The following is a 19,660-nucleotide window of genomic DNA, read 5'->3' as shown; positions in this document are numbered from 1 at the left end:
CGCCTACGGCGTGCCCGGCTGCCACTCATTATTGAACCACAAATGCAGCGTGGCGTAGGTGCGCCAAGGTTTCCAGACTTCGGCATAGCGGGCTATCTTCGCGGGCGTCATGCCCGGAAAACGCTGTTTAATCAGATAGTCACCGCCGAGAAAAATATCAGGCGCAGACCAGGCGCGCATTGCCACATAACTGGCAGTCCAGTTGCCAATCCCCGGCATCGCCTGCAGCTGTTTTATTCCGTCCTGCACATCGGTGATGTCATCCAGCGGCAAACGCCCCTCATCCACTGCCTGCGCAATATTAATCAGACACGCTGCACGTTTGGCCTGCACACCAATACCCCGTAAATCGTCTACCGTTAACTGCCCGATGGCCGCTGCAGACGGAAACAAATGCGTCAGCGCGGCAAACGGCGTACGCACCGGTTCGCCCCATTTTTCAGTCAGCCGCGTCGCCAGTGTCGCCGCCATTTTCACGCTCACCAATTGCCCGAGGATCGCGCGCACCGTCAGTTCAAAACGGTTGACGCAGCCCGGCAGGCGTAATCCCGGCGCATTGTCAGCCAGTCCCCCCAGCCCCTCGGCGATAAGCGTGGGTTGCGCGTCCAGATCCAGCAACCGCCGCACCCGGGCAACTATGTTCTCCGTGACCGGCGAAAGCGACGCCGACACTTCCAGCTCAACGCCATTTCGCTCAGGCAACGGACGCAACCGCAACCAGCCGGTCAGCCGTTCGCCGTGGTGCATCACCGCCAGCGTACGCTGGTAATATTCGCCATCCTGCTGTTCAACACCCTGCAATGCACGCGCGCCGAGAAATGCCGTCATCCATTGCCAGTCATACGGAGGCTGATAGGTCAGAAACAGGGTTGTCACAGCATGATCCTTATAAAAATGGCCCCCGGTTGGGAGCCATAATTCAGCATTAAGAACAAAAGAATAGACTATTTTCTACGCCAGGTGGTCCCTGCTGCGCCGTCTTCTAAAACGATACCCATTTCATTGAGACGATCACGCGCTTTATCCGCCATGCCCCAGTCTTTGCTGGCGCGGGCATCGTTACGCTGTTTAATCAACGCTTCGATTTCAGCCACTTCGTCATCGTTATCCGCCTGAGCACCGGATTTCAGGAACTGCTCCGGATCCTGCTCCAGCAGGCCAAGTACACCTGCCAGTTGCCGCAGTTCCGCTGCCAGACCGTTGGCCGCAGACAGGTCTTCCGTTTTCAGACGGTTGATGTCACGTGCCATATCGAACAACACGGAATAAGCTTCCGGTGTGTTGAAATCATCGTCCATAGCCGCACGGAAGCGCGTAACGAAAGCCTCACCACCGGCTGGCGTTGCAGCGGCGTCAGTGCCACGCAGTGCGGTGTACAGACGCTCCATTGAGGTACGCGCCAGTTTCAGGTTCTCTTCGCTGTAGTTTAGCTGGCTGCGATAGTGACCCGACATCAGGAAGTAACGCACGCTTTCAGCGTCATAATATTTCAGCACATCGCGCACGGTGAAGAAGTTATCCAGTGATTTGGACATCTTTTCGCGGTCGATCATCACCATGCCGGAGTGCATCCAGGTATTCACATACGGGCCGTCATGGGCACAGCTTGACTGCGCAATTTCGTTCTCGTGGTGCGGGAACATCAGGTCAGAACCGCCACCGTGAATATCGAAATGCGCACCGAGCTGTTTGCAGTTCATCGCAGAACATTCGATATGCCAGCCCGGGCGACCTTCGCCCCACGGAGATGTCCAGCTCGGTTCGCCCGGCTTGGACATTTTCCACAGTACGAAATCCATCGGATTGCGTTTCACGTTGGCTTCGACTTCGACGCGCGCACCCGCCTGTAACTGATCCAGATCCTGACGGGACAACAGTCCGTAATCCGGATCACTTTCCACCCAGAACATCACATCACCGTTCGACGCGACATAGGCGTGGTCACGGTCAATCAGCTTCTGCACGATATCGATAATTTCGTGAATGTGCTGCGTGGCGCGCGGTTCGGAGTCCGGCGGCAGAATGTTCAGTGAAGCAAAATCAGCATGCATCTCGGCGATCATACGGTCGGTCAGCGCCATAAACGTTTCGCCATTTTCAGCGGCACGTTTAATGATTTTATCGTCGATATCGGTGATATTGCGCACGTATTTCAGGTCATAACCGAGGTAACGCAGGTAACGCGACACCACGTCGAAAGACACAAAGGTGCGACCGTGGCCGATATGACACAGGTCGTAAACAGTGATCCCACACACGTACATCCCGACTTTACCGGCATGAATTGGCTTGAATTCCTCTTTTTGGCGACTCAGGGTATTAAAAATCTTCAGCATCAGGCTATTCCGTGTGTTGGGCGTAGAAAATGACGTTGGCGCGTTTAAGCGACACTAACGCGTATAATATAACGAAAATGATTTCACCGAAACGGCATAAGGCCGCCGGACGGGCTTTAGTCGTCACAAAGCCGCTGCTGACGGCAACTTTTGAGTTATGGTATAAGAAAAGGCTATAGTAGCCGCTCTTACTAAGAGCACACATCAACATTAGCAGGATGATAATTATGGTCACTTTCCACACCAACCACGGCGACATCGTCATTAAAACTTTCGCTGACAAAGCGCCAGCCACGGTTGAAAACTTCCTGAACTATTGCCGTAAAGGCTTCTACGACAACACAATTTTCCACCGTGTGATTAACGGTTTCATGATCCAGGGCGGCGGTTTTGAGCCAGGCATGAACCAGAAAAACACCGATGCGCCTATCAATAACGAAGCAGACAACGGCCTGAAAAACACCAAAGGCACGCTGGCGATGGCGCGTACCAACGATCCGCATTCCGCCACGGCACAGTTCTTCATCAACGTAACTGACAACGACTTCCTGAACCACAGTGGCAAAAACGCACAGGGTTGGGGCTACTGCGTATTCGCAGAAGTGGTTGAAGGTCAGGACGTGGTTGACGCGATCAAAGCCGTCAAAACCGGCCGCAGCGGTATGCACCAGGACGTTCCAAAAGAAGATGTTGTGATCAAAAGCGTCACAGTCAGCGAATAATCAACGTCGGGATGACCACGTTTTTTATCGCAGATATCCATCTTTGCGCACAGGAACCGGCAATCACTGCCGGTTTTCTGCGTTTTCTACGTGAAGATGCGCCGCAGGCCGACGCCCTGTACATTCTCGGTGACCTGTTCGAAGCCTGGATTGGCGACGACGATCCGCAGCCGCTTCACGCTGAAATCTCGGCGGCACTGAATCAGTTACACCAGCAAGGTGTGCCCTGCTTCTTCATTCACGGCAACCGCGATTTTCTGCTCGGCAGACGTTTCGCCCGCGAGAGCCTGATGACGTTGCTGCCGGAGAAAAAAGTGCTGGAACTGTACGGACGCCGCGTCCTGATCCTGCACGGCGATACACTGTGCACCGACGATGTCGCGTATCAGAACTTCCGCAAAAAAGTCCACAACCCGCTGATCCAGAAACTTTTCCTGATGCTGCCGCTGAAATGGCGACTGGCGATTGCCGCCAGAATGCGCGCCAACAGCAAGGCGTCAAACCAGGGCAAATCACTGGAAATTATGGATGTGAACCCGCAGGCGGTGGTCAGCGAAATGCAGATGGCAGGCGTGGAGTGGATGATTCACGGTCACACCCATCGTCCGGCAATTCACGATGTGCCGCTGGAAAATAAAACCGGCCACCGCGTGGTACTCGGCGCATGGCACGAAGAAGGCTCGATGGTGAAAGTCACCGCCGATAACGTCGAGCTGATCAGCTTCCCGTTTTGAGTCACCTCAAAGTTACCCAAAATAATTTGAGTTGCTGGAAGGCGACAAGCTCATGAATCCCTGGGAGCTTAGCTGACTAAGTGACCGGGGTGAATGAGCGCAGTCAACGCATCAGCAGCCCGAAGTATGAAGGGTAACGGGTACGCCTGAATGGAAGCGGAATTGTTCGTCCGGCGTGAGGATCAGTTCCGCTTCAATTCTGCCAAACTCCTCTACCCGCTCACTGATATCCGTTCCGGCATATTGCTCCGCCAGCGCCAGATAATCGGCAAAATGCCGTGATTCTGAACGCAGCAATGAGGTGTAAAAACGCGACAAGGTTTCGTCGAGATGCGGCGCAATTTTGGCAAAACGCTCACAGGATCGCGCTTCTATGTACGCCCCGATAATCAGCCGGTCGACCAGAATATTCAGATCATCGTGATGACGGGTATGTTTGATCATACCGCTGGCGTAGCGCGAGGGGGAAAGCTGGGTATAAGTAATATTGCGCTTTTGCATGATTTCCACCACTTGTTCGAAGTGATGAAGCTCTTCACGCGCCAGACGCGCCGCACAAAACAGCAGCTCGGTGCGATCCAGATATTTGGTCATCAGGCTCATCGCCGTGGCCGCCGCCTTCTTTTCACAGTTAGCGTGGTCGATCAGCATCACCGTCTGATTTTCCAGCGCCACATCCACCCACAGAGCGGGTGTTTCACAGTGAAGAAAATCATAAATCGGTGCCAGTAAAGCCTGCGTCATAAATCAGTTTCCAATGAAGTTTGTCATTAATATATTGGTTTGGATTATACAAATCTGCCGCCAACTTCTCATCAAAAATGCGCCGTTTTCCGGCGACGCAACCGTTTTCCTCCCTCACGGAGCGTGCTATCATTTGCGCCCTCGCAGTTTCTATTTCCGAATCACAGGAGCTTTACAGACATGTCATCCAACGTTACCCCGGCAAAAATCGCCATCGTTATGGGGTCTAAAAGTGACTGGGCGACCATGCAGTTCGCCGCCGACGTCCTCACAACGCTGAATATTCCTTTCCATGTCGATATCGTCTCCGCTCACCGTACGCCGGACAAATTGTTTACTTTCGCTGAGCAGGCTTCCGCTAACGGTTTTGATGTGATCATCGCGGGTGCCGGTGGCGCAGCGCATTTACCGGGCATGCTGGCGGCGAAAACGCTGGTGCCGGTGCTGGGCGTGCCGGTGCAAAGTGCTGCACTCAGTGGCATCGACAGTCTCTATTCCATTGTGCAAATGCCGCGTGGTATTCCGGTCGGTACGCTGGCGATCGGTAAAGCCGGTGCCGCAAACGCCGCATTGCTGGCGGCACAGATTCTTGCACTGCACGATGCTGAGATTGCCAAAAACCTGGCCGCGTGGCGCACCGCACAAACTGACGAAGTGCTGAATAACCCCGACCCGCGGGAGGAAGCATGAAACCGGTTTGCGTACTCGGAAACGGCCAGTTAGGCCGAATGCTGCGTCAGGCCGGTGAACCGCTGGGCATCGCCGTCTATCCTGTCGGCCTTGATGCTGAACCGGAAGCCGTGCCGTATCAGCAAAGCGTGATCACCGCTGAAATCGAACGCTGGCCGGAAACGGCACTGACCCGCGAACTGGCGACGCACAATGCGTTCGTTAACCGCGACATTTTCCCGCGTCTGGCCGATCGCCTGACGCAAAAACAGTTGCTCGACCAGCTCGGTCTGGCGACTGCGCCGTGGCAATTGCTGGCCGATGCCGCCGAATGGCCGCAGGTATTCTCCCGGCTTGGCCAACTGGCGATTGTGAAACGTCGCGTCGGCGGGTACGACGGCCGGGGTCAGTGGCGTCTGCGTTCTGGTGAAGAAAATACCCTGCCGCAGGATTGCTATGGCGAATGCATCGTTGAGCAGGGTATCAACTTCTCCGGTGAAGTTTCGCTGGTGGGCGCGCGAGGTCACGATGGTAAAACCGTGTTTTATCCGCTGACCCATAACCTGCATCAGGACGGCATTCTGCGCACCAGTGTTGTGCTGCCGCAGCCGGATGCCGCCCTGCAACAGCAGGCAGAAAACATGCTGTCAGCGATCATGAACGAACTGAATTATGTCGGTGTGATGGCAATGGAGTGTTTCGTGGTCAGCGAAGGTTTGCTGATCAATGAGCTGGCACCGCGTGTGCATAACAGCGGGCACTGGACACAGAACGGCGCCTCTTACAGTCAGTTTGAAATGCATCTGCGCGCCATCCTTGGTCTGCCGCTGCCGAAACCGGTGGTGAGCACACCGTCAGTGATGGTGAATCTGATTGGCACGGATGTGTCAGAAAAATGGCTGAGCCTGCCGCTGGTCAATCTGCACTGGTACGAGAAAGACGTGCGTCCGGGTCGTAAAGTCGGACACCTGAATCTCAACGACGCCAGCGCCAGCCTGCTGAAAGACAATCTCAACGCACTGGTCCCGATGCTGCCGGAAGAATACGCCAGCGGGATTGAATGGGCAGTTGAAAAGCTTTGATTTGATCGGCTCCCTCCCCTGCGAAGGGGAGGGTTGGGGTGGGGTATTAAGGTCAAAATCTCATAGTTAAAGTGTGCTTTGACAAACAGTTAGCCATTAAAACCCCCTCCCTGCCTCCCCCTTCGCAGGGGGAGGAGTTTAGAAACTACGAGTCGTATTGCCGGAACAACGCCCGCCCCCGCAGCAACCGCACACCCAGCCAACCGCCGCAAACCGACAGCAGCACCGCGCTGACCACCGGTACCGCAATCCACATCAGATAATTCGGTTCCCATGGGAAATCGAAAACCTGGCGTTGCAGTAGCCACAATGCAGCTTCCGCGCCGATGGCGGCGGCGATCCCCGCCACCAGCCCGAGCACGGCAAATTCACACCACAATGTCCGGTGCAGCATTTTTTTGCTGGCACCCAGCGTGCGGTAAACAATCAGCTCCTGACGGCGCTGACGCATGCCGACCTGAATTTGCGCCAGCAGCAGCAATCCGCCGCACAGCATCACCAGGATCACCATCACTTCCAGCGCCCGACTCACCTGCTGTAATACCTGGCCGACCTGACGCAGGATCGAGCCGATATCCAGCAAACTCAGCGTCGGGAACTGACGGTTAAGCTGCGTGATGGTGCTGACATCACCGTGATAACGGAAGCTGGTCAGCCAGCTTTGCGGTTGTGCATCCAGCGCACCCGGCGGGAAGATGAAGTAGAAATTCGGCTTCAGGCTGTCCCAATCCACTTTACGCAGGCTGGTGATTTTGGCGCTGAATTCCTGCGTATCACCGCTGAACGTGACGGTATCGCCCAGCTTCAGTCCCAGACGCCCCGCCAGCCCTTCATCTACCGACACTTCACCGGCTTTCGGCGGTCCGTTGCCTGCAACCAGCGGATTGTGATCCGGCAGTCCCTGCATCCAGGTCAGATTCAGTTCACGGTTGACCGCCTCTCCCCCTGCGTCATCCGGTTTGATGATATCAGTGGCAACTTTGTCGTTAATCTTCGTCAGACGTACCCGCACAATCGGGTAGAAGGTTTCCGGTTGCGCGTTATGCTGATGCAGGAAATCCGTCACCTGCGGGATTTGGTCTTTGGTGATATTAAGCAGAAAGTAATTCGGGCTGTCCGGCGGCAGTTGTTGCTCCCAGCGATCCAGTAAATCCCCGCGCATCACCAGCAGCAACGCCAGCAACATAAATGACATCGAGAATGCCGCCAGTTGGCTGAGCGTCACCCACGGCTGACGCAGCAGACGGTTGACCGCCAGACGCAGCGGTAACTGACGGAATGTCAGCTTGCGTAACAGCAGCAGCGCCCCCCAGCCAATCAGACCAAGCAGCAGCGAAAGTACCAGTACGCCCGCCAGTAATGACCAGAGCAGCGCACTGCCGCCCATCAGCGCTGCCAGCAAACCCACCACTACCACAACCATCACCGGCAGGAAATAACGCAGCGGCCAGACATTTGCCACCACATCATGGCGCAGCACCCGCAGTGGCTGGGTCGCAAGCAACTGGCGATACGGACGAATGCCGATCAACAGCGAGATCACCACCATCGCGCCCATCGACCACACCCACGGCCAGCCACCGGCAGGCGGTAATTCTGCAGGCAAAACCGGCGCCAGCACTTTCATCAGGATGGCTTCAAATGCCAGACCAACCACACTGCCGCACAACCCCGCCAGCGCCAGCACCGCCAGCCACTGACCGATAATCAGTTTTTGCAGCGCCTTTTTCCCGGCACCCAGCGTTTTCAGTACCGCAACCAGATCATAACGGCTGCGGCAGTAATGCCCCATCGACACGGCAATCGCGGCGATTGACAGCATCAGGGTCAGCAGTGCCGACAGCGTGAGGAATTGCTGAGAGCGCTGTAATGATTTGCCCAGCGCCCCGTCGGAATCCTCCATCCCGCTCCAGCGTTGATCAGGCTTAAGCAGCCCTTTTATCGCTTCGCCGTAACTTTGAATCGCTTGCGGCGAACCGGCAAACATATAGCGATAGGTCAGACGACTGCCCGGCTGAACAGCCCCGGTTTTCGGCACGTCTTCCAGATTCATGATCACCCGGGGCGCAGTCTGGAACGGGTTAAAGCCCGAATCCGGCTCCTGAACAATCACACCGGCAATTTTCAGCGTGGTATCTCCGACATCCAGATTGTCGCCGACTTTTACGTTCAGCAGTGCCAGCAGGCGCGGCGCGACCAGCACCGTTCCCGGTTCAGGTTTCAGTCCTGCCGGTTCGGTTTGTAACGCGCCATACAGCGGATATGCCAGATCGGTGGCTTTCACCGCCGCCAGTTGCGGCGTTTCGCCGGCAAACGTCATGGTCATAAAAGAGAGCTGACGGCTGACTTTCAGCCCCTGCGACTGTGCATCCTGCAACCAGGCTTCCGTAATCGGATGCGCGGAACGCAGGACGCGATCCCCGGCGATAAACTCACGGCTTTGTTGACTCAGCCCTTTGTCCATGCGGTCGCTGATACTGCCAAGCGCCAGCACACAGGCCACTGCCAGGGTCAGCGCCAGCCAGACGATCAGCAGCGAAGGCGAACGCCATTCCCGCCAGAACCAGCGCCAGATCATGCTTCCTCCCATAATTTCCCGTCGCGCAGACGCAACCGCCGCTGACAGCGCGCCGCCAGCTGTTCGTCATGCGTGACCAGAATCAGCGTCGTCGCCGCATCGCGGTTCAGTGAAAACAGCAAATCGACAATACGCTCGCCGGTCACGCGATCCAGATTGCCGGTCGGCTCATCGGCAAACAATAATTTCGGCTTGCCGATGAATGCCCGCGCCAGCGCCACACGCTGTTGTTCGCCGCCGGAAAGCTGCGCCGGAAGATGATGCAGACGCCCGCCCAGCCCGAGACTTTCCAGTAACTGCACGGCCTGCTGACGACTGCTGCTGTCGCTTTCACCGCGCAACAACGCAGGAAGCTGGACGTTTTCCAGTGCGTTGAGTGTCGGCACCAGCATGAAAGACTGGAACACGAAACCGACATTTTTTGCCCGCAGCGCCGCGCGCCCTTCCTCATTGAGTTCGCTGAGGGATTTGCCCAGTAATTTCACATCACCCCGGGTGCCATCATCCAGCCCGGCAAGAATGCCCAGCAAGGTGGATTTACCGGAACCGGATTCGCCAATCAGGGCAATTGTCTGGGCAGGTTTGACAACCAGCTCCACACCGGACAGGATGGTGAGCTGACCTTCACCCTGACCGACGTGCTTACTTAGATGATGAACTTCAAGAACATTTTCCGCTGGCATCTCCCCTTCCTTATGTTGTTAGGATTATTGAGTTTTCGCGCCGTTGCTGCTGATAACTTGCTGATTATTGGCGACAGTTTGAGTGCAGTCTATCGCCTTCCGGTAGCCGAATCCTGGCCGACATTACTGAATAACACATGGCAAAAAGAAGGTGGCAAGCCCACCATAATCAACGCCAGTATCAGCGGCGATACCGCTGAACAAGGGCTGGCACGCCTGCCATCCTTGCTGCAACAACATCACCCCCGCTGGGTGCTGATTGAACTGGGCGCCAACGACGGATTGCGGGGTTTCCCGCCACAAACCCTTTCCCGGACGCTGCAACAGGTGATTGAACAGGTAAAACAGAGCAATGCCCAACCGTTGCTGATGCAAATCCGTCTGCCACCCAATTATGGCCGCCGCTACGGCGACGCGTTCTACGCCATTTATCCGGCGCTGGCAAAGCAGGAAAACATCCCGCTGGTGCCGTTCTTTATGGAGCAGGTCGCCGTGAAACCTGAATGGATGCAGGACGACGGTTTACATCCTGCGCTGGCAGCACAATCCTTTATTGCCGGATGGATGTCAGAAAAACTCACGCCGCTGCTGACGCATTAGGGTTAAAATACGACGAATAAAAATAATACCGGGACGTGAGTAAAACCAAGACGTTACCTTTTTCACCCGACTCCCTAGTAAATCACAGTCATAAAAAATAGGGACACCTCACAGGTAAAGTTATGCAAAAAGCAGTATTAATCACCGGTTGTTCCAGCGGTATCGGGCTGGTTGCCGCACAGGATTTGCGCGCACGCGGTTATCGGGTACTGGCGGCATGTCGGAAAACGCAGGATATCGACACGCTGCAGCAGATGGGGTTTGAAACTATTCAGTGCGATCTTGATGATAAACAGAGCGTCGAACTTGCGGCCGCCGAGGTCATTGCGCTGACAGGCAACCGTCTGTATGGCTTGTTTAATAATGCGGGTTACGGCGTTTATGGCCCGCTCAGCAGCATCAGCCGTGAGCAGTTCGAACAACAATTTTCCACCAATTTATTTGGTACACATCAGCTGACGCAGCTTCTGTTACCCGCCATGTTGCCACACGGCGAAGGCCGTATTATCCAGACCAGCTCGGTGATGGGGCTGATTACTACGCCGCGCCGGGGCGTGTATGCTGCCAGTAAATTTGCACTGGAGGCCTGGTCCGACACACTGCGCATGGAGCTGCACGGCACCGGTATTCAGGTCAGCCTGATTGAACCCGGCCCGCTGAGCAGTAATTTCACCGCCAATGTGAGTCAGTCGCAGACCGACCAGCCGGTCGAAAATCCGGGTATTGCCCGTCGTTTTACACTCAAGCCGGAGGCGGTTTTGCCCAAACTGCACCATGCTTTAGAACATCCGCGCGCGCGCCTGCGTTATCCGGTCACACTGGTCGCCCATGCACTGACGGTGCTGAAACGCCTGTTGCCCGCGCGCATGCTGGACAAAATATTACGCGGAAACAGCTAAGTAAAAGCGATTCGGGGTTGAAGCGGCAAGAGTCGCCCCCATTTGTTCTTAAATACTTTAATTTTCTATACCCTAAATAATTCGAGTTGCGGGAAGGCGGCAAGCTCACGAAGACCCGGGAGCTTAGATAACTAAGTGACCGGGCTGAATGAGCGCAGCCAACGCATCAGCAGCTCGAAGTATGACGGGTAGCGGAGAGACAGAATTCATGCTTGCACAACCTACAGTAATCGATATCAACGAAACCAACCTGCACCAGACGCTGGAACAATCCATGTCTGTGCCGGTGATGTTCTATTTCTGGTCTGAACGCAGCCAGCATTGCCTGCAACTGGGTCCGGTTCTCGACAAACTGGCCGTCGAATACGCCGGTCAGCTAATCCTGGCAAAAGTGGACTGCGATGCCGAGCAGATGATCGCCCAGCAGTTTGGTCTGCGCTCGATCCCTGCCGTTTATCTGTTCAAAGACGGTCAGCCGGTCGATGGTTTCCAGGGTCCGCAGCCGGAAGAAGTGATCCGCGAACTGCTGCAGAAAGTGTTGCCGAAAGAAGAAGAGCTGAAACTGGCTCAGGCGCAGGAAATGTTGCAAGCGGGCGATGTGAATGGTGCCCTGCCGTTGCTGAAAGAAGCATGGCAGTTGAGCAATCAGCGCAGTGACATCGGTTTGTTGCTGGCGGAAACACAAATTAATCTGCACCGTACTGACGATGCCGAAGCCGTGCTGGCGACCATTCCGTTACAGGATAAAGATTCCCGTTATCAGGGGCTGATTGCGCAGATCGAGTTACTGAAACAGGCCGCCGATACGCCGGAAATTCAGCAACTTCAGCAGGCGTTGTCGCAGGATCCTGAGAATGCCGAGCTGGTGGTCAAACTCAGCCTGCAACTTCATCAGGTCGGGCGTAATGAAGAAGCGCTGGAACTGCTGATGGCTCCGCTGAAGAAAGACTTAGGGGCGGCGAACGGTGCGGCACGTAAAACGCTGATGGATATTATGGCAGCACTCGGCACCGGCGATGCGCTGGCCGCCAAATACCGCCGCCAATTATATTCCCTGCTCTATTGATTCATCCGGTTTCACCGTAAAACGCCCTGCGCACGTCACTTCTCCGGACGTGCGTTTTTTTTAGCATTTCCCCCGTCTTTTATCCTCTGAACTATCCTTTTATTAATACGATGACTTAACGATTTGTGCGACAATTGAACACGCGCCTGACCGGTCGGTGAGTGCGCCAGGGACATGTTTTTATTCGATTATTCCCCCGTGAATAGTCAGAACACAGTTTTACAGGAGTTTCATACTATGTTTGACCTTATTCCCATCCCTATCCTTATTCTGATCGTACTGGCGCTGCTGATGGTGTACGCCGGGATCAAGATCGTGCCCCAGGGCTACCAGTGGACCGTCGAACGTTTTGGCCGCTATACCAAAACCCTGATGCCGGGGCTGAACCTGGTGGTGCCGTTTGTCGACCGCATCGGTCGCAAAATCAATATGATGGAACAGGTACTGGATATTCCTTCTCAGGAAGTGATTTCCCGCGATAACGCCAATGTTGCCATCGATGCGGTGTGTTTCATTCAGGTGATTGACCCGGCGCGCGCCGCCTATGAAGTCAGCAATCTGGAGCAGGCGATCGTTAACCTGACGATGACCAACTTCCGTACCGTTCTCGGCTCGATGGAACTGGACGAAATGTTGTCACAACGCGACAACATCAACGCACGTTTGCTGCATATCGTCGATGAAGCTACCAATCCGTGGGGCGTGAAAATCACCCGTATCGAGATCCGTGATGTGCGCCCACCGGCTGAACTGATCTCTGCGATGAACGCACAGATGAAAGCCGAACGTACAAAACGTGCCGACATTCTGGAAGCCGAAGGTGTACGTCAGTCCGCCATTTTACGTGCTGAAGGTGAAAAACAGTCGCAAATTCTGAAAGCCGAAGGTGAGCGTCAGTCAGCATTCCTGCAGGCAGAAGCGCGTGAACGTGCGGCGGAAGCGGAAGCCCAGGCCACCAAAATGGTGTCCGAGGCGATTGCGGCCGGTGATGTGCGGGCGATTAACTACTTCGTGGCACAAAAATATACCGATGCCCTGACGAAAATCGGTTCTGCCAATAACAGCAAAATCATCATGATGCCGCTGGATGCCACCAGTCTGATGGGCTCCATTGGCGGAATTGCTGAGTTGCTGAAAGAAACCAAAGGCGGCAAATAATGCTGCATGATTTCATGGCAAATCCGCACGTATTCTGGCTGTCTCTGGGTGGCCTGTTACTGGCAGCTGAGCTGGTGGGTGCGAGTGGTTACTTGCTGTGGAGCGGCGTGGCGGCGGCCCTGGTGGGTGCTGTCACGTGGATCCTGCCGCTGCCGTGGGCATGGCAGGGCACGGCATTTGCCCTGCTGACCATTCTGGCGGCGTGGCTGTGGTGGAAGTGGCTGAACCAGCGGGTGGATAAATCTTCCGGCAATGCCGCACTCAATCAGCGAGGCCAGCAATTAGTGGGCACTTACGCTACGGTGCTGGAACCGGTAACTAACCAGTTCACACGGGTACAAATCGGTGACAGCAGCTGGCGTGCGATCTGCAGCTCCCCTCTGAACGTCGGGGACAAAGTCGTTATCACCGGCGTGGAAGGGGCGACGCTGCGCGTAGAACCCGATGCGCGTTAATGTTTGTTATGACAGCAGCCGCTGAGATTATCGATGATCGGGCAATCCGCACCCTCGTCGCCGGGGCAGGATTCCGCCAGCGTCAGTAAGCGCTCACGCATCACTTTCAGTTCTTCAATGTGCCGCGCAATTTCGGCGGCCTTTTCTAATGTCCGCGCTTTTACGTCAGCACTGTGCCTGTCAGGATTGTGGAATAATGCCACCAGCTCCTGACACTCTTCCAGCGTAAAACCAACCTGCCGCGCCTGGCGCAACAACGTCAGTTCTTCGATATGTTTTTGTGCATAGCTGCGGTAGCCGTTTTCACTGCGAGCCGGTGCGGTGACCAGCCCTTTCTCTTCATAAAAACGAATCGCTTTGCTGGTCAGCCCGGTTTTTTTCGCCACATCACTGATGTTCATTTTGCCTCCTTGACCTTACCCTTGCTGGAAGGTTTATGCTCTATAACTAGTGAAATTTGACAATCAGGTCAAGGCAAAAAGGAAATTCATCATGACGACTACCGTATTATCCCTGCAAGGCTTGTCCTGCGGGCACTGTGTCGCTTCAACGCGGAAAGCGCTGGAAGCGGTTGAAGGCACCACCTCTGTAGAAGTCTCTCTGGATAAAGCCATCGTCAAAGGCGATGCCAGCAGCCAGAGCCTGATCGACGCCGTAGTGAACGCCGGTTACGACGCGCAGGTTGCAGGAGATACATCCCCAAAATCTGAGCCGCTGACCGATAAGGCGAGTGTTTTGCCGGAACCCCTGTCAGCGGCTGCGTCACCTGTTCCGGCTGAGACTCACGCCCCGCAAGCCGCTGATGACAGCGTGCAATTATTGCTCAGCGGCATGAGCTGCGCCAGTTGTGTCAGTAAAGTGCAACGGGCGCTGGAAGGCGTGAATGGTGTCGAGCAGGCACGGGTCAATCTGGCGGAACGCAGTGCGCTGGTCAGCGGCAAAGCTGATCAAAACGCACTGATTGCCGCCGTTGAACGTGCCGGTTATGGCGCTGAAATTATTATCGACGAAACCGAACGCCGTGAGCGCCAGCAACAAACCTCACGCAAAAGCATGATCCGCTTTAGCTGGCAGGCAGCGCTCGGCCTGGCTGCCGGTATCCCGATGATGTTATGGGGATTGCTCGGCGGCGAAATGATGGTCACCGCCGGTAATCAGACCGGCTGGCTGATTATCGGCCTGCTGACATTGCTGATTATGATTGTCGCTGGCGGGCATTTTTACCGCAGTGCATGGAAAAACCTGATGCACGGCAGCGCGAATATGGACACGCTGGTGTCACTCGGTACCGGCGCAGCGTGGATTTTCTCCTTCGCTGTCAGCCTGTGGCCGGACGAGTTCCCGATGCAGGCGCGCCATCTTTACTATGAAGCCAGCGTGATGATTATTGGCCTGATTAATCTGGGTCACGCGCTGGAACAACGCGGACGTCAGCGTTCATCAAAAGCACTCGAACGCTTGCTGGACCTGACCCCACCGACCGCACGCGTTGTCACCGCAGAAGGCGAAAAAACCCTGCCGCTGGCTGAAATACAGCAAGGCATGACGCTGCGGCTCACCACCGGTGATCGTGTGCCGGTTGACGGTGAAATTCAAAGCGGCGAAGCCTGGATGGATGAAGCTATGCTGACCGGCGAACCCATCCCACAGCAGAAATCCCAGGGTGAAAAAGTGCATGCGGGGACGCTGGTCAAAGACGGCAGCGTGCTGTTCCGCGCTGACGCTATCGGCAGCCAGACGACCCTTTCGCGGATCATCAAACTGGTGCGCGAAGCCCAGAGCAGCAAGCCTGAAATCGGTAAGCTGGCAGATAAAATATCTTCTGTCTTCGTGCCCGCCGTAGTGCTGATTGCTTTGTTCAGTGGCGCAATCTGGTACTTCTTTGGTCCGCAGCCACAACTGATGTATACGCTGGTGATCGTCACTACCGTGCTGATTATCGCCTGTCCTTGTGCGCTGGGATTAGCGACGCCGATGTCGGTTACCGCGGGCGTCGGCCGTGCGGCGGAATTCGGCGTACTGGTGCGTGATGCCGATGCGCTGCAAAAAGCCAGTACCCTCACCACGCTGGTATTTGATAAAACCGGGACGCTGACGGAAGGCCAGCCGAAAGTGACGGATACATACACCTTTGGCGGTATCCGTGAACAGCAGGCGCTGCGCTTTGCCGCCGCGCTGGAAAAAGGCTCGCACCACCCGCTGGCGCAGGCGATTGTTGAAAAAGCTGGCGGGCTGGACATTCCTGACGTGCTGAATTTCCGTACCCTTGGCGGTCTGGGTTTACGCGGCGATGTTGACGGTACGGCGTTATTACTGGGTAATCAGGCGCTGATGCAGGAAAATGGCGTGGATACCGTGGATGCCAACACTCTGCTGGAAAGCATGGCAGGCGAAGGCGCAACGCCGGTATTGCTGGCGGCAAACGGACAACTGGCGGCGCTGTTCGCACTGCGTGACCCATTACGTGAAGACAGCGTCAGCGCCTTACAACGTCTGCATCAGCTTGGGTATCAGCTGGTGATGCTGACCGGCGACAATCCGCGTACCGCTCAGGCAATTGCCGCACAAGCAGGAATCGATAAAGTGATTGCCGGTGTGCGTCCCGAAGGCAAAGCCGATGCCATTAAAGCGTTGCAGGACAAAGGCCAGCAGGTCGCCATGATCGGCGACGGCATTAATGATGCCCCGGCACTGGCGCAGGCCGATGTCGGGATTGCGATGGGCGGAGGCAGCGATGTGGCGATCGAAACAGCGGCCATTACCCTGATGCGTCCGAGTCTGCACGGTGTCGCCGATGCGCTGGCGATGTCTCAGGCGACGCTGCGTAACATGAAGCAGAACCTGCTGGGCGCTTTTATCTATAACGTGATTGGCATTCCCGTTGCGGCTGGTGTGCTTTATCCGCTGACCGGTACCTTGCTCAGCCCGGTCGTGGCAGGTGCAGCGATGGCACTGTCATCCATTACCGTCGTCGCTAACGCAAATCGCCTGTTGCACTTTAAGCCGAAAAAACAAGACGTTTCCCCTGTTCGCTAAAACGATGACGCGTTAGCATGGTCTCTCATTTTTCGGGAGACCATGCACTATGGCGCATTTTTTCAACCGGGTATTAAGCGGGTTCCGCAAGTTGTTTCCCGTCGAGTATTCTTATCCCGCCATTGATATTCAGCTTCCCGGCAACCGCTCCCTGCATCTGGTCGGCAGCATTCATATGGGCACGCAGGACATGCACCCCCTGCCCGCCCCCCTGTTGCGCCGCCTGCAAAAAGCCGATGCACTGATTGTCGAAGCCGATATCAGCGGCACGGAATCTCCCTTCAGCATGACCGGCGAATTTCCGCCACTGGCCGAACGTCTGCCCGAATCCCAGTATCTGCACGTCGAACGTTTATGCGAAGAACTGGGCGTATCCATGTGGACGCTCAATCCGCTGCCCTCGTGGCAGGTGGCACTGATGTTGCAGGCCACGCAGGCGCAGCGCCTCGGGTTGCGCGGAAATTACGGCATTGATTATCAGCTGTTGCAGACCGCCAAAAAGCAGGGGACGAAAATCATCGAGCTGGAAGGTCCGCAGGAACAGTTCGAATTATTGCAGCAGTTGCCAGATGGCGGACTCACGCTGCTGGAAGATACCCTGACGCACTGGCACACCAATGCCCGCTTGCTGCAAACCATGATCAGCTGGTGGCTGGATACCAAACCGGGGCTGGCGACAGAGCAACTGCCTAACACTTTCAGCAGCGATTTGTACGATATCCTGATGAATCAGCGAAACATTCGCTGGAAACAACTGTTGCTGGATCTCCCGGCGGGAAACTATGTGGTCGCAGTAGGTGCGCTGCATTTGTATGGCGAAGGGAATCTGCCGGAATTACTCGCAAAGAAGAGATAGCCTGAAGGATGACGGAGATTAAAAAAATGGCCGATATTTCTATCGGCCAGTCAAAGAGGAATTTCATTTTATTAGTTATAGCTTCAGTGTCAGCCTTTACAGGCGCAACACCGGCTGGCACAGGGTAGCAATCTGTGTTGGGTCTTGGCAATAACCATTCATTGCTCTACTATTTCTCCTTCGCTTATTAAGTGCACTTTATTGTTTAATTTCATCAGATTGAACAGGTGATGAAATTTCGAACAACAACATAAAATAAAACAGAGGAGACAGGCTATGACCCCTGCCGTATTACTCCTGGAAAAGAATAAAGTCAGCTTCACCCTTCATCCGTATGAACACAGCAGCGATGAAACCAATTTTGGCGATGAAGCCGTAAAAAAACTCGGTCTGGACGCCCGTCAGGTTTATAAAACCCTGCTGGTTTCGTTGAATGGTGATGCTAAAAATCTGGCCGTGGCGGTCACGCCGGTGGCATCCCAGCTGGACTTAAAAAAAGTCGCGAAAGCGCTGGGGGCGAAAAAAGCCGATATGGCGGATCCTATGATTGCACAACGCGTTACCGGTTATCTGGTCGGTGGCATCAGTCCGCTCGGACAGAAAAAGCTGCTGCCCACGGTGATCGACAGCCCGGCGCAGACGTTCAATACCATTTATGTTTCAGGCGGTAAACGCGGCCTTGATATTGAACTGGCGGCAGGCGATCTTTGTCGCTTACTGAAAGGTCAGTTTGCTGAGATCGCGAAAATCAGCTGACAGGCCGGTACTCTGCACCTCTACAATAAGAAGGCCTCCTCTGCTATGACAGACACGACGTCAACGCCAGCCAGCCCGCAGAAAGACGCAGTCAAAAAGACTGCGTTTTCTATTCTGGCGGCGATCAGCGTTTCTCACCTGCTTAATGACATGATCCAGTCGCTGATACTGGCGATTTATCCGTTGCTGCAAAACGAGTTTTCCCTGAGCTTCACACAGATCGGGCTGATCACGCTGACGTATCAGATCACCGCATCACTGTTGCAGCCGCTGATCGGCTATTACACCGACAAACATCCGCAACCCTATTCTTTGCCGGTCGGCATGGGCTTTACGCTCTCCGGGCTGCTGCTGCTGGCTGTGGCGCAGAGTTTCCCTGTCGTGCTGCTGGCGGCGGCGCTGGTCGGGACGGGTTCTTCGGTTTTCCACCCTGAGTCTTCGCGCGTGGCACGCATGGCTTCCGGCGGTCGTCACGGGCTGGCGCAATCGCTGTTCCAGGTGGGCGGTAATTTCGGCGCTTCCCTCGGCCCGCTGCTGGCTGCACTGATTATTGCGCCTTACGGTAAAGGCAATGTTGCGTGGTTCTCACTGGCTGCGCTGCTCGGCATTGTGGTGTTACTGCAAATCAGTAAATGGTATCGCCAGCAAAACCTGATCGCCAAAACGCGCGGGCCGGTGAAAAGTCATGTGACCCTGTTGCCACGTAAAACGGTGGCGATGTCACTGGGTATTTTGCTGATCCTGATATTTTCCAAGTACTTCTACCTGACCAGCCTGAGCAGCTATTACACCTTTTACCTGATCCATAAATTTGGTGTATCGGTGCAAAGCGCACAAATCCATCTGTTTGTTTTTCTGTTTGCAGTGGCTGCGGGCACCATTATCGGCGGGCCGGTGGGTGATAAGATTGGGCGCAAATACGTCATTTGGGCTTCAATTCTCGGCGTCGCGCCATTTACACTACTTTTGCCGCACGCCAGTCTGATGTGGACCAGCGTACTGAGCGTGATTATCGGCGTGATCCTCGCCTCGGCATTTTCGGCGATTCTGGTGTTTGCGCAGGAGCTGATGCCAGGGAAAGTCGGCATGGTGTCGGGCCTGTTCTTTGGGCTGGCCTTTGGTATGGGCGGGCTGGGCGCCGCGGTGCTCGGCTATGTGGCCGATAAAACCAGTATCGAACTGGTGTATCAGATTTGTGCCTTCCTGCCGTTGCTCGGGATCCTGACAGCATTCCTGCCAAATATAGAACGCAAATAGCCTTTAACCTTTCCTTCCCGGCTGCCGAT

The 19,660-nt window shown here is 55.2% G+C and carries 19 protein-coding genes; 13 read left to right on the top strand and 6 right to left on the bottom strand.

What is annotated here, in order from left to right:
- Positions 1 to 3: 3 nt before the first annotated feature.
- Together alkA and cysS are read right to left on the bottom strand one after the other, a co-directional pair.
- Positions 4 to 876 carry a DNA-3-methyladenine glycosylase 2 gene (gene alkA, locus LC431_RS02470; protein ID WP_121019785.1) on the bottom strand — a complete coding sequence of 291 codons (873 nt, stop codon included), beginning with the start codon at positions 874 to 876 and terminating at the stop codon, positions 4 to 6.
- Between the two features lie 68 nt (positions 877 to 944).
- Positions 945 to 2,336, bottom strand: coding sequence for a cysteine--tRNA ligase (gene cysS / locus LC431_RS02465; RefSeq protein ID WP_013576574.1), 1,392 nt, complete (start codon positions 2,334 to 2,336; stop codon positions 945 to 947).
- A 227-nt stretch (positions 2,337 to 2,563) separates the two neighbouring features.
- On the opposite strand from cysS, the gene ppiB reads away from it, so the two are divergent.
- Both ppiB and lpxH read left to right on the top strand, forming a co-directional pair.
- A complete protein-coding gene (gene ppiB / locus LC431_RS02460) occupies positions 2,564 to 3,058 on the top strand; it encodes a peptidylprolyl isomerase B (RefSeq protein WP_013576575.1) in 495 nt (164 codons plus the stop codon).
- Between the two features lie 11 nt (positions 3,059 to 3,069).
- Positions 3,070 to 3,792, top strand: a complete 723-nt coding sequence (gene lpxH / locus LC431_RS02455) for a UDP-2,3-diacylglucosamine diphosphatase (protein WP_223509224.1) — start codon at positions 3,070 to 3,072, stop codon at positions 3,790 to 3,792.
- 111 nt (positions 3,793 to 3,903) lie between these two features.
- Here lpxH and LC431_RS02450 read toward each other — a convergent pair whose 3' ends face one another.
- Positions 3,904 to 4,536: a tRNA-(ms[2]io[6]A)-hydroxylase gene (locus tag LC431_RS02450; protein ID WP_013576577.1), complete on the bottom strand. Its 633-nt coding sequence runs from the start codon at positions 4,534 to 4,536 to the stop codon at positions 3,904 to 3,906.
- A gap of 180 nt (positions 4,537 to 4,716) precedes the next feature.
- Here LC431_RS02450 and purE point away from each other — a divergent pair, with 180 nt between their 5' ends.
- Together purE and purK are read left to right on the top strand one after the other, a co-directional pair.
- Positions 4,717 to 5,226 (top strand): 5-(carboxyamino)imidazole ribonucleotide mutase, encoded by a 510-nt coding sequence (purE, locus tag LC431_RS02445; protein ID WP_013576579.1) that lies wholly within the window; start codon positions 4,717 to 4,719, stop codon positions 5,224 to 5,226.
- Positions 5,223 to 6,287, top strand: a complete 1,065-nt coding sequence (gene purK / locus LC431_RS02440; protein ID WP_112197539.1) for a 5-(carboxyamino)imidazole ribonucleotide synthase — start codon at positions 5,223 to 5,225, stop codon at positions 6,285 to 6,287. The genes purE and purK overlap by 4 nt, the downstream gene beginning before the upstream one ends.
- A 145-nt stretch (positions 6,288 to 6,432) precedes the next feature.
- Here purK and ybbP read toward each other — a convergent pair whose 3' ends face one another.
- The gene (gene ybbP / locus LC431_RS02435) at positions 6,433 to 8,865 is read right to left on the bottom strand and encodes a putative ABC transporter permease subunit YbbP (RefSeq protein WP_015690298.1); all 2,433 of its coding nucleotides are present in this window, start codon (positions 8,863 to 8,865) and stop codon (positions 6,433 to 6,435) included.
- Positions 8,862 to 9,548, bottom strand: coding sequence for a putative ABC transporter ATP-binding protein YbbA (gene ybbA / locus LC431_RS02430; RefSeq protein WP_015690299.1), 687 nt, complete (start codon positions 9,546 to 9,548; stop codon positions 8,862 to 8,864). The genes ybbP and ybbA overlap by 4 nt, the downstream gene beginning before the upstream one ends.
- Between ybbA and tesA the strand changes: the two genes are divergently transcribed.
- The 5 genes from tesA to LC431_RS02405 all read left to right on the top strand — a co-directional run bounded on the left by tesA (position 9,519) and on the right by LC431_RS02405 (position 13,726).
- On the top strand, positions 9,519 to 10,148 hold the full coding sequence (gene tesA, locus LC431_RS02425) for a multifunctional acyl-CoA thioesterase I/protease I/lysophospholipase L1 (RefSeq protein ID WP_015690300.1): 630 nt from the start codon (positions 9,519 to 9,521) through the stop codon (positions 10,146 to 10,148). The two genes, ybbA and tesA, sit on opposite strands and share 30 nt — an antisense overlap.
- Before the next feature lie 122 nt (positions 10,149 to 10,270).
- On the top strand, positions 10,271 to 11,047 hold the full coding sequence (locus LC431_RS02420; RefSeq protein WP_037036898.1) for an SDR family oxidoreductase: 777 nt from the start codon (positions 10,271 to 10,273) through the stop codon (positions 11,045 to 11,047).
- Between the two features lie 208 nt (positions 11,048 to 11,255).
- Positions 11,256 to 12,113: a co-chaperone YbbN gene (locus LC431_RS02415; RefSeq protein WP_131638164.1), complete on the top strand. Its 858-nt coding sequence runs from the start codon at positions 11,256 to 11,258 to the stop codon at positions 12,111 to 12,113.
- A 237-nt stretch (positions 12,114 to 12,350) separates the two neighbouring features.
- The gene (locus tag LC431_RS02410) at positions 12,351 to 13,271 is read left to right on the top strand and encodes an SPFH domain-containing protein (RefSeq protein WP_037036893.1); all 921 of its coding nucleotides are present in this window, start codon (positions 12,351 to 12,353) and stop codon (positions 13,269 to 13,271) included.
- Complete coding sequence (locus LC431_RS02405; protein ID WP_013576587.1) at positions 13,271 to 13,726, top strand: NfeD family protein; 456 nt, start codon at positions 13,271 to 13,273, stop codon at positions 13,724 to 13,726. Before LC431_RS02410 ends, LC431_RS02405 begins: the two co-directional genes overlap by 1 nt.
- Here the strand turns inward: LC431_RS02405 and cueR are convergent.
- Positions 13,723 to 14,127 (bottom strand): Cu(I)-responsive transcriptional regulator, encoded by a 405-nt coding sequence (gene cueR, locus LC431_RS02400; protein ID WP_013576588.1) that lies wholly within the window; start codon positions 14,125 to 14,127, stop codon positions 13,723 to 13,725. The two genes, LC431_RS02405 and cueR, sit on opposite strands and share 4 nt — an antisense overlap.
- A 91-nt stretch (positions 14,128 to 14,218) precedes the next feature.
- Between cueR and copA the strand changes: the two genes are divergently transcribed.
- The 4 genes from copA (at position 14,219) to LC431_RS02380 (ending at position 19,631) form a co-directional block, all read left to right on the top strand.
- Positions 14,219 to 16,762, top strand: coding sequence for a copper-exporting P-type ATPase CopA (gene copA / locus LC431_RS02395; protein WP_223509222.1), 2,544 nt, complete (start codon positions 14,219 to 14,221; stop codon positions 16,760 to 16,762).
- Between the two features lie 49 nt (positions 16,763 to 16,811).
- A complete protein-coding gene (locus LC431_RS02390; RefSeq protein ID WP_013576590.1) occupies positions 16,812 to 17,618 on the top strand; it encodes a TraB/GumN family protein in 807 nt (268 codons plus the stop codon).
- 276 nt (positions 17,619 to 17,894) lie between these two features.
- Positions 17,895 to 18,374, top strand: coding sequence for a Cys-tRNA(Pro)/Cys-tRNA(Cys) deacylase YbaK (gene ybaK / locus LC431_RS02385; RefSeq protein ID WP_013576591.1), 480 nt, complete (start codon positions 17,895 to 17,897; stop codon positions 18,372 to 18,374).
- Positions 18,375 to 18,419: 45 nt separating this feature from the next.
- Positions 18,420 to 19,631, top strand: coding sequence for an MFS transporter (locus LC431_RS02380; RefSeq protein WP_037036886.1), 1,212 nt, complete (start codon positions 18,420 to 18,422; stop codon positions 19,629 to 19,631).
- Positions 19,632 to 19,660 lie beyond the last annotated feature (29 nt).

The organism is Rahnella sp. GSA61A (assembly GCF_019969905.1).
GTDB classification, from domain to species: Bacteria; Pseudomonadota; Gammaproteobacteria; order Enterobacterales; family Enterobacteriaceae; genus Rahnella; species Rahnella aceris.
This window is presented reverse-complemented; position numbering and strand designations above follow the sequence as displayed.

Coding starts and splice junctions, on each gene's coding strand:
- cysS (WP_013576574.1), bottom strand. CDS start 2,336: ATGCTGAAGATTTTTAATACCCTGAGTCGCCAAAAAGAGGAATTCAAG.
- ppiB (WP_013576575.1), top strand. CDS start 2,564: ATGGTCACTTTCCACACCAACCACGGCGACATCGTCATTAAAACTTTC.
- lpxH (WP_223509224.1), top strand. CDS start 3,070: ATGACCACGTTTTTTATCGCAGATATCCATCTTTGCGCACAGGAACCG.
- LC431_RS02450 (WP_013576577.1), bottom strand. CDS start 4,536: ATGACGCAGGCTTTACTGGCACCGATTTATGATTTTCTTCACTGTGAA.
- purE (WP_013576579.1), top strand. CDS start 4,717: ATGTCATCCAACGTTACCCCGGCAAAAATCGCCATCGTTATGGGGTCT.
- purK (WP_112197539.1), top strand. CDS start 5,223: ATGAAACCGGTTTGCGTACTCGGAAACGGCCAGTTAGGCCGAATGCTG.
- ybbP (WP_015690298.1), bottom strand. CDS start 8,865: ATGATCTGGCGCTGGTTCTGGCGGGAATGGCGTTCGCCTTCGCTGCTG.
- tesA (WP_015690300.1), top strand. CDS start 9,519: ATGAACTTCAAGAACATTTTCCGCTGGCATCTCCCCTTCCTTATGTTG.
- ybbA (WP_015690299.1), bottom strand. CDS start 9,548: ATGCCAGCGGAAAATGTTCTTGAAGTTCATCATCTAAGTAAGCACGTC.
- LC431_RS02420 (WP_037036898.1), top strand. CDS start 10,271: ATGCAAAAAGCAGTATTAATCACCGGTTGTTCCAGCGGTATCGGGCTG.
- LC431_RS02415 (WP_131638164.1), top strand. CDS start 11,256: ATGCTTGCACAACCTACAGTAATCGATATCAACGAAACCAACCTGCAC.
- LC431_RS02410 (WP_037036893.1), top strand. CDS start 12,351: ATGTTTGACCTTATTCCCATCCCTATCCTTATTCTGATCGTACTGGCG.
- LC431_RS02405 (WP_013576587.1), top strand. CDS start 13,271: ATGCTGCATGATTTCATGGCAAATCCGCACGTATTCTGGCTGTCTCTG.
- cueR (WP_013576588.1), bottom strand. CDS start 14,127: ATGAACATCAGTGATGTGGCGAAAAAAACCGGGCTGACCAGCAAAGCG.
- copA (WP_223509222.1), top strand. CDS start 14,219: ATGACGACTACCGTATTATCCCTGCAAGGCTTGTCCTGCGGGCACTGT.
- LC431_RS02390 (WP_013576590.1), top strand. CDS start 16,812: ATGGCGCATTTTTTCAACCGGGTATTAAGCGGGTTCCGCAAGTTGTTT.
- ybaK (WP_013576591.1), top strand. CDS start 17,895: ATGACCCCTGCCGTATTACTCCTGGAAAAGAATAAAGTCAGCTTCACC.
- LC431_RS02380 (WP_037036886.1), top strand. CDS start 18,420: ATGACAGACACGACGTCAACGCCAGCCAGCCCGCAGAAAGACGCAGTC.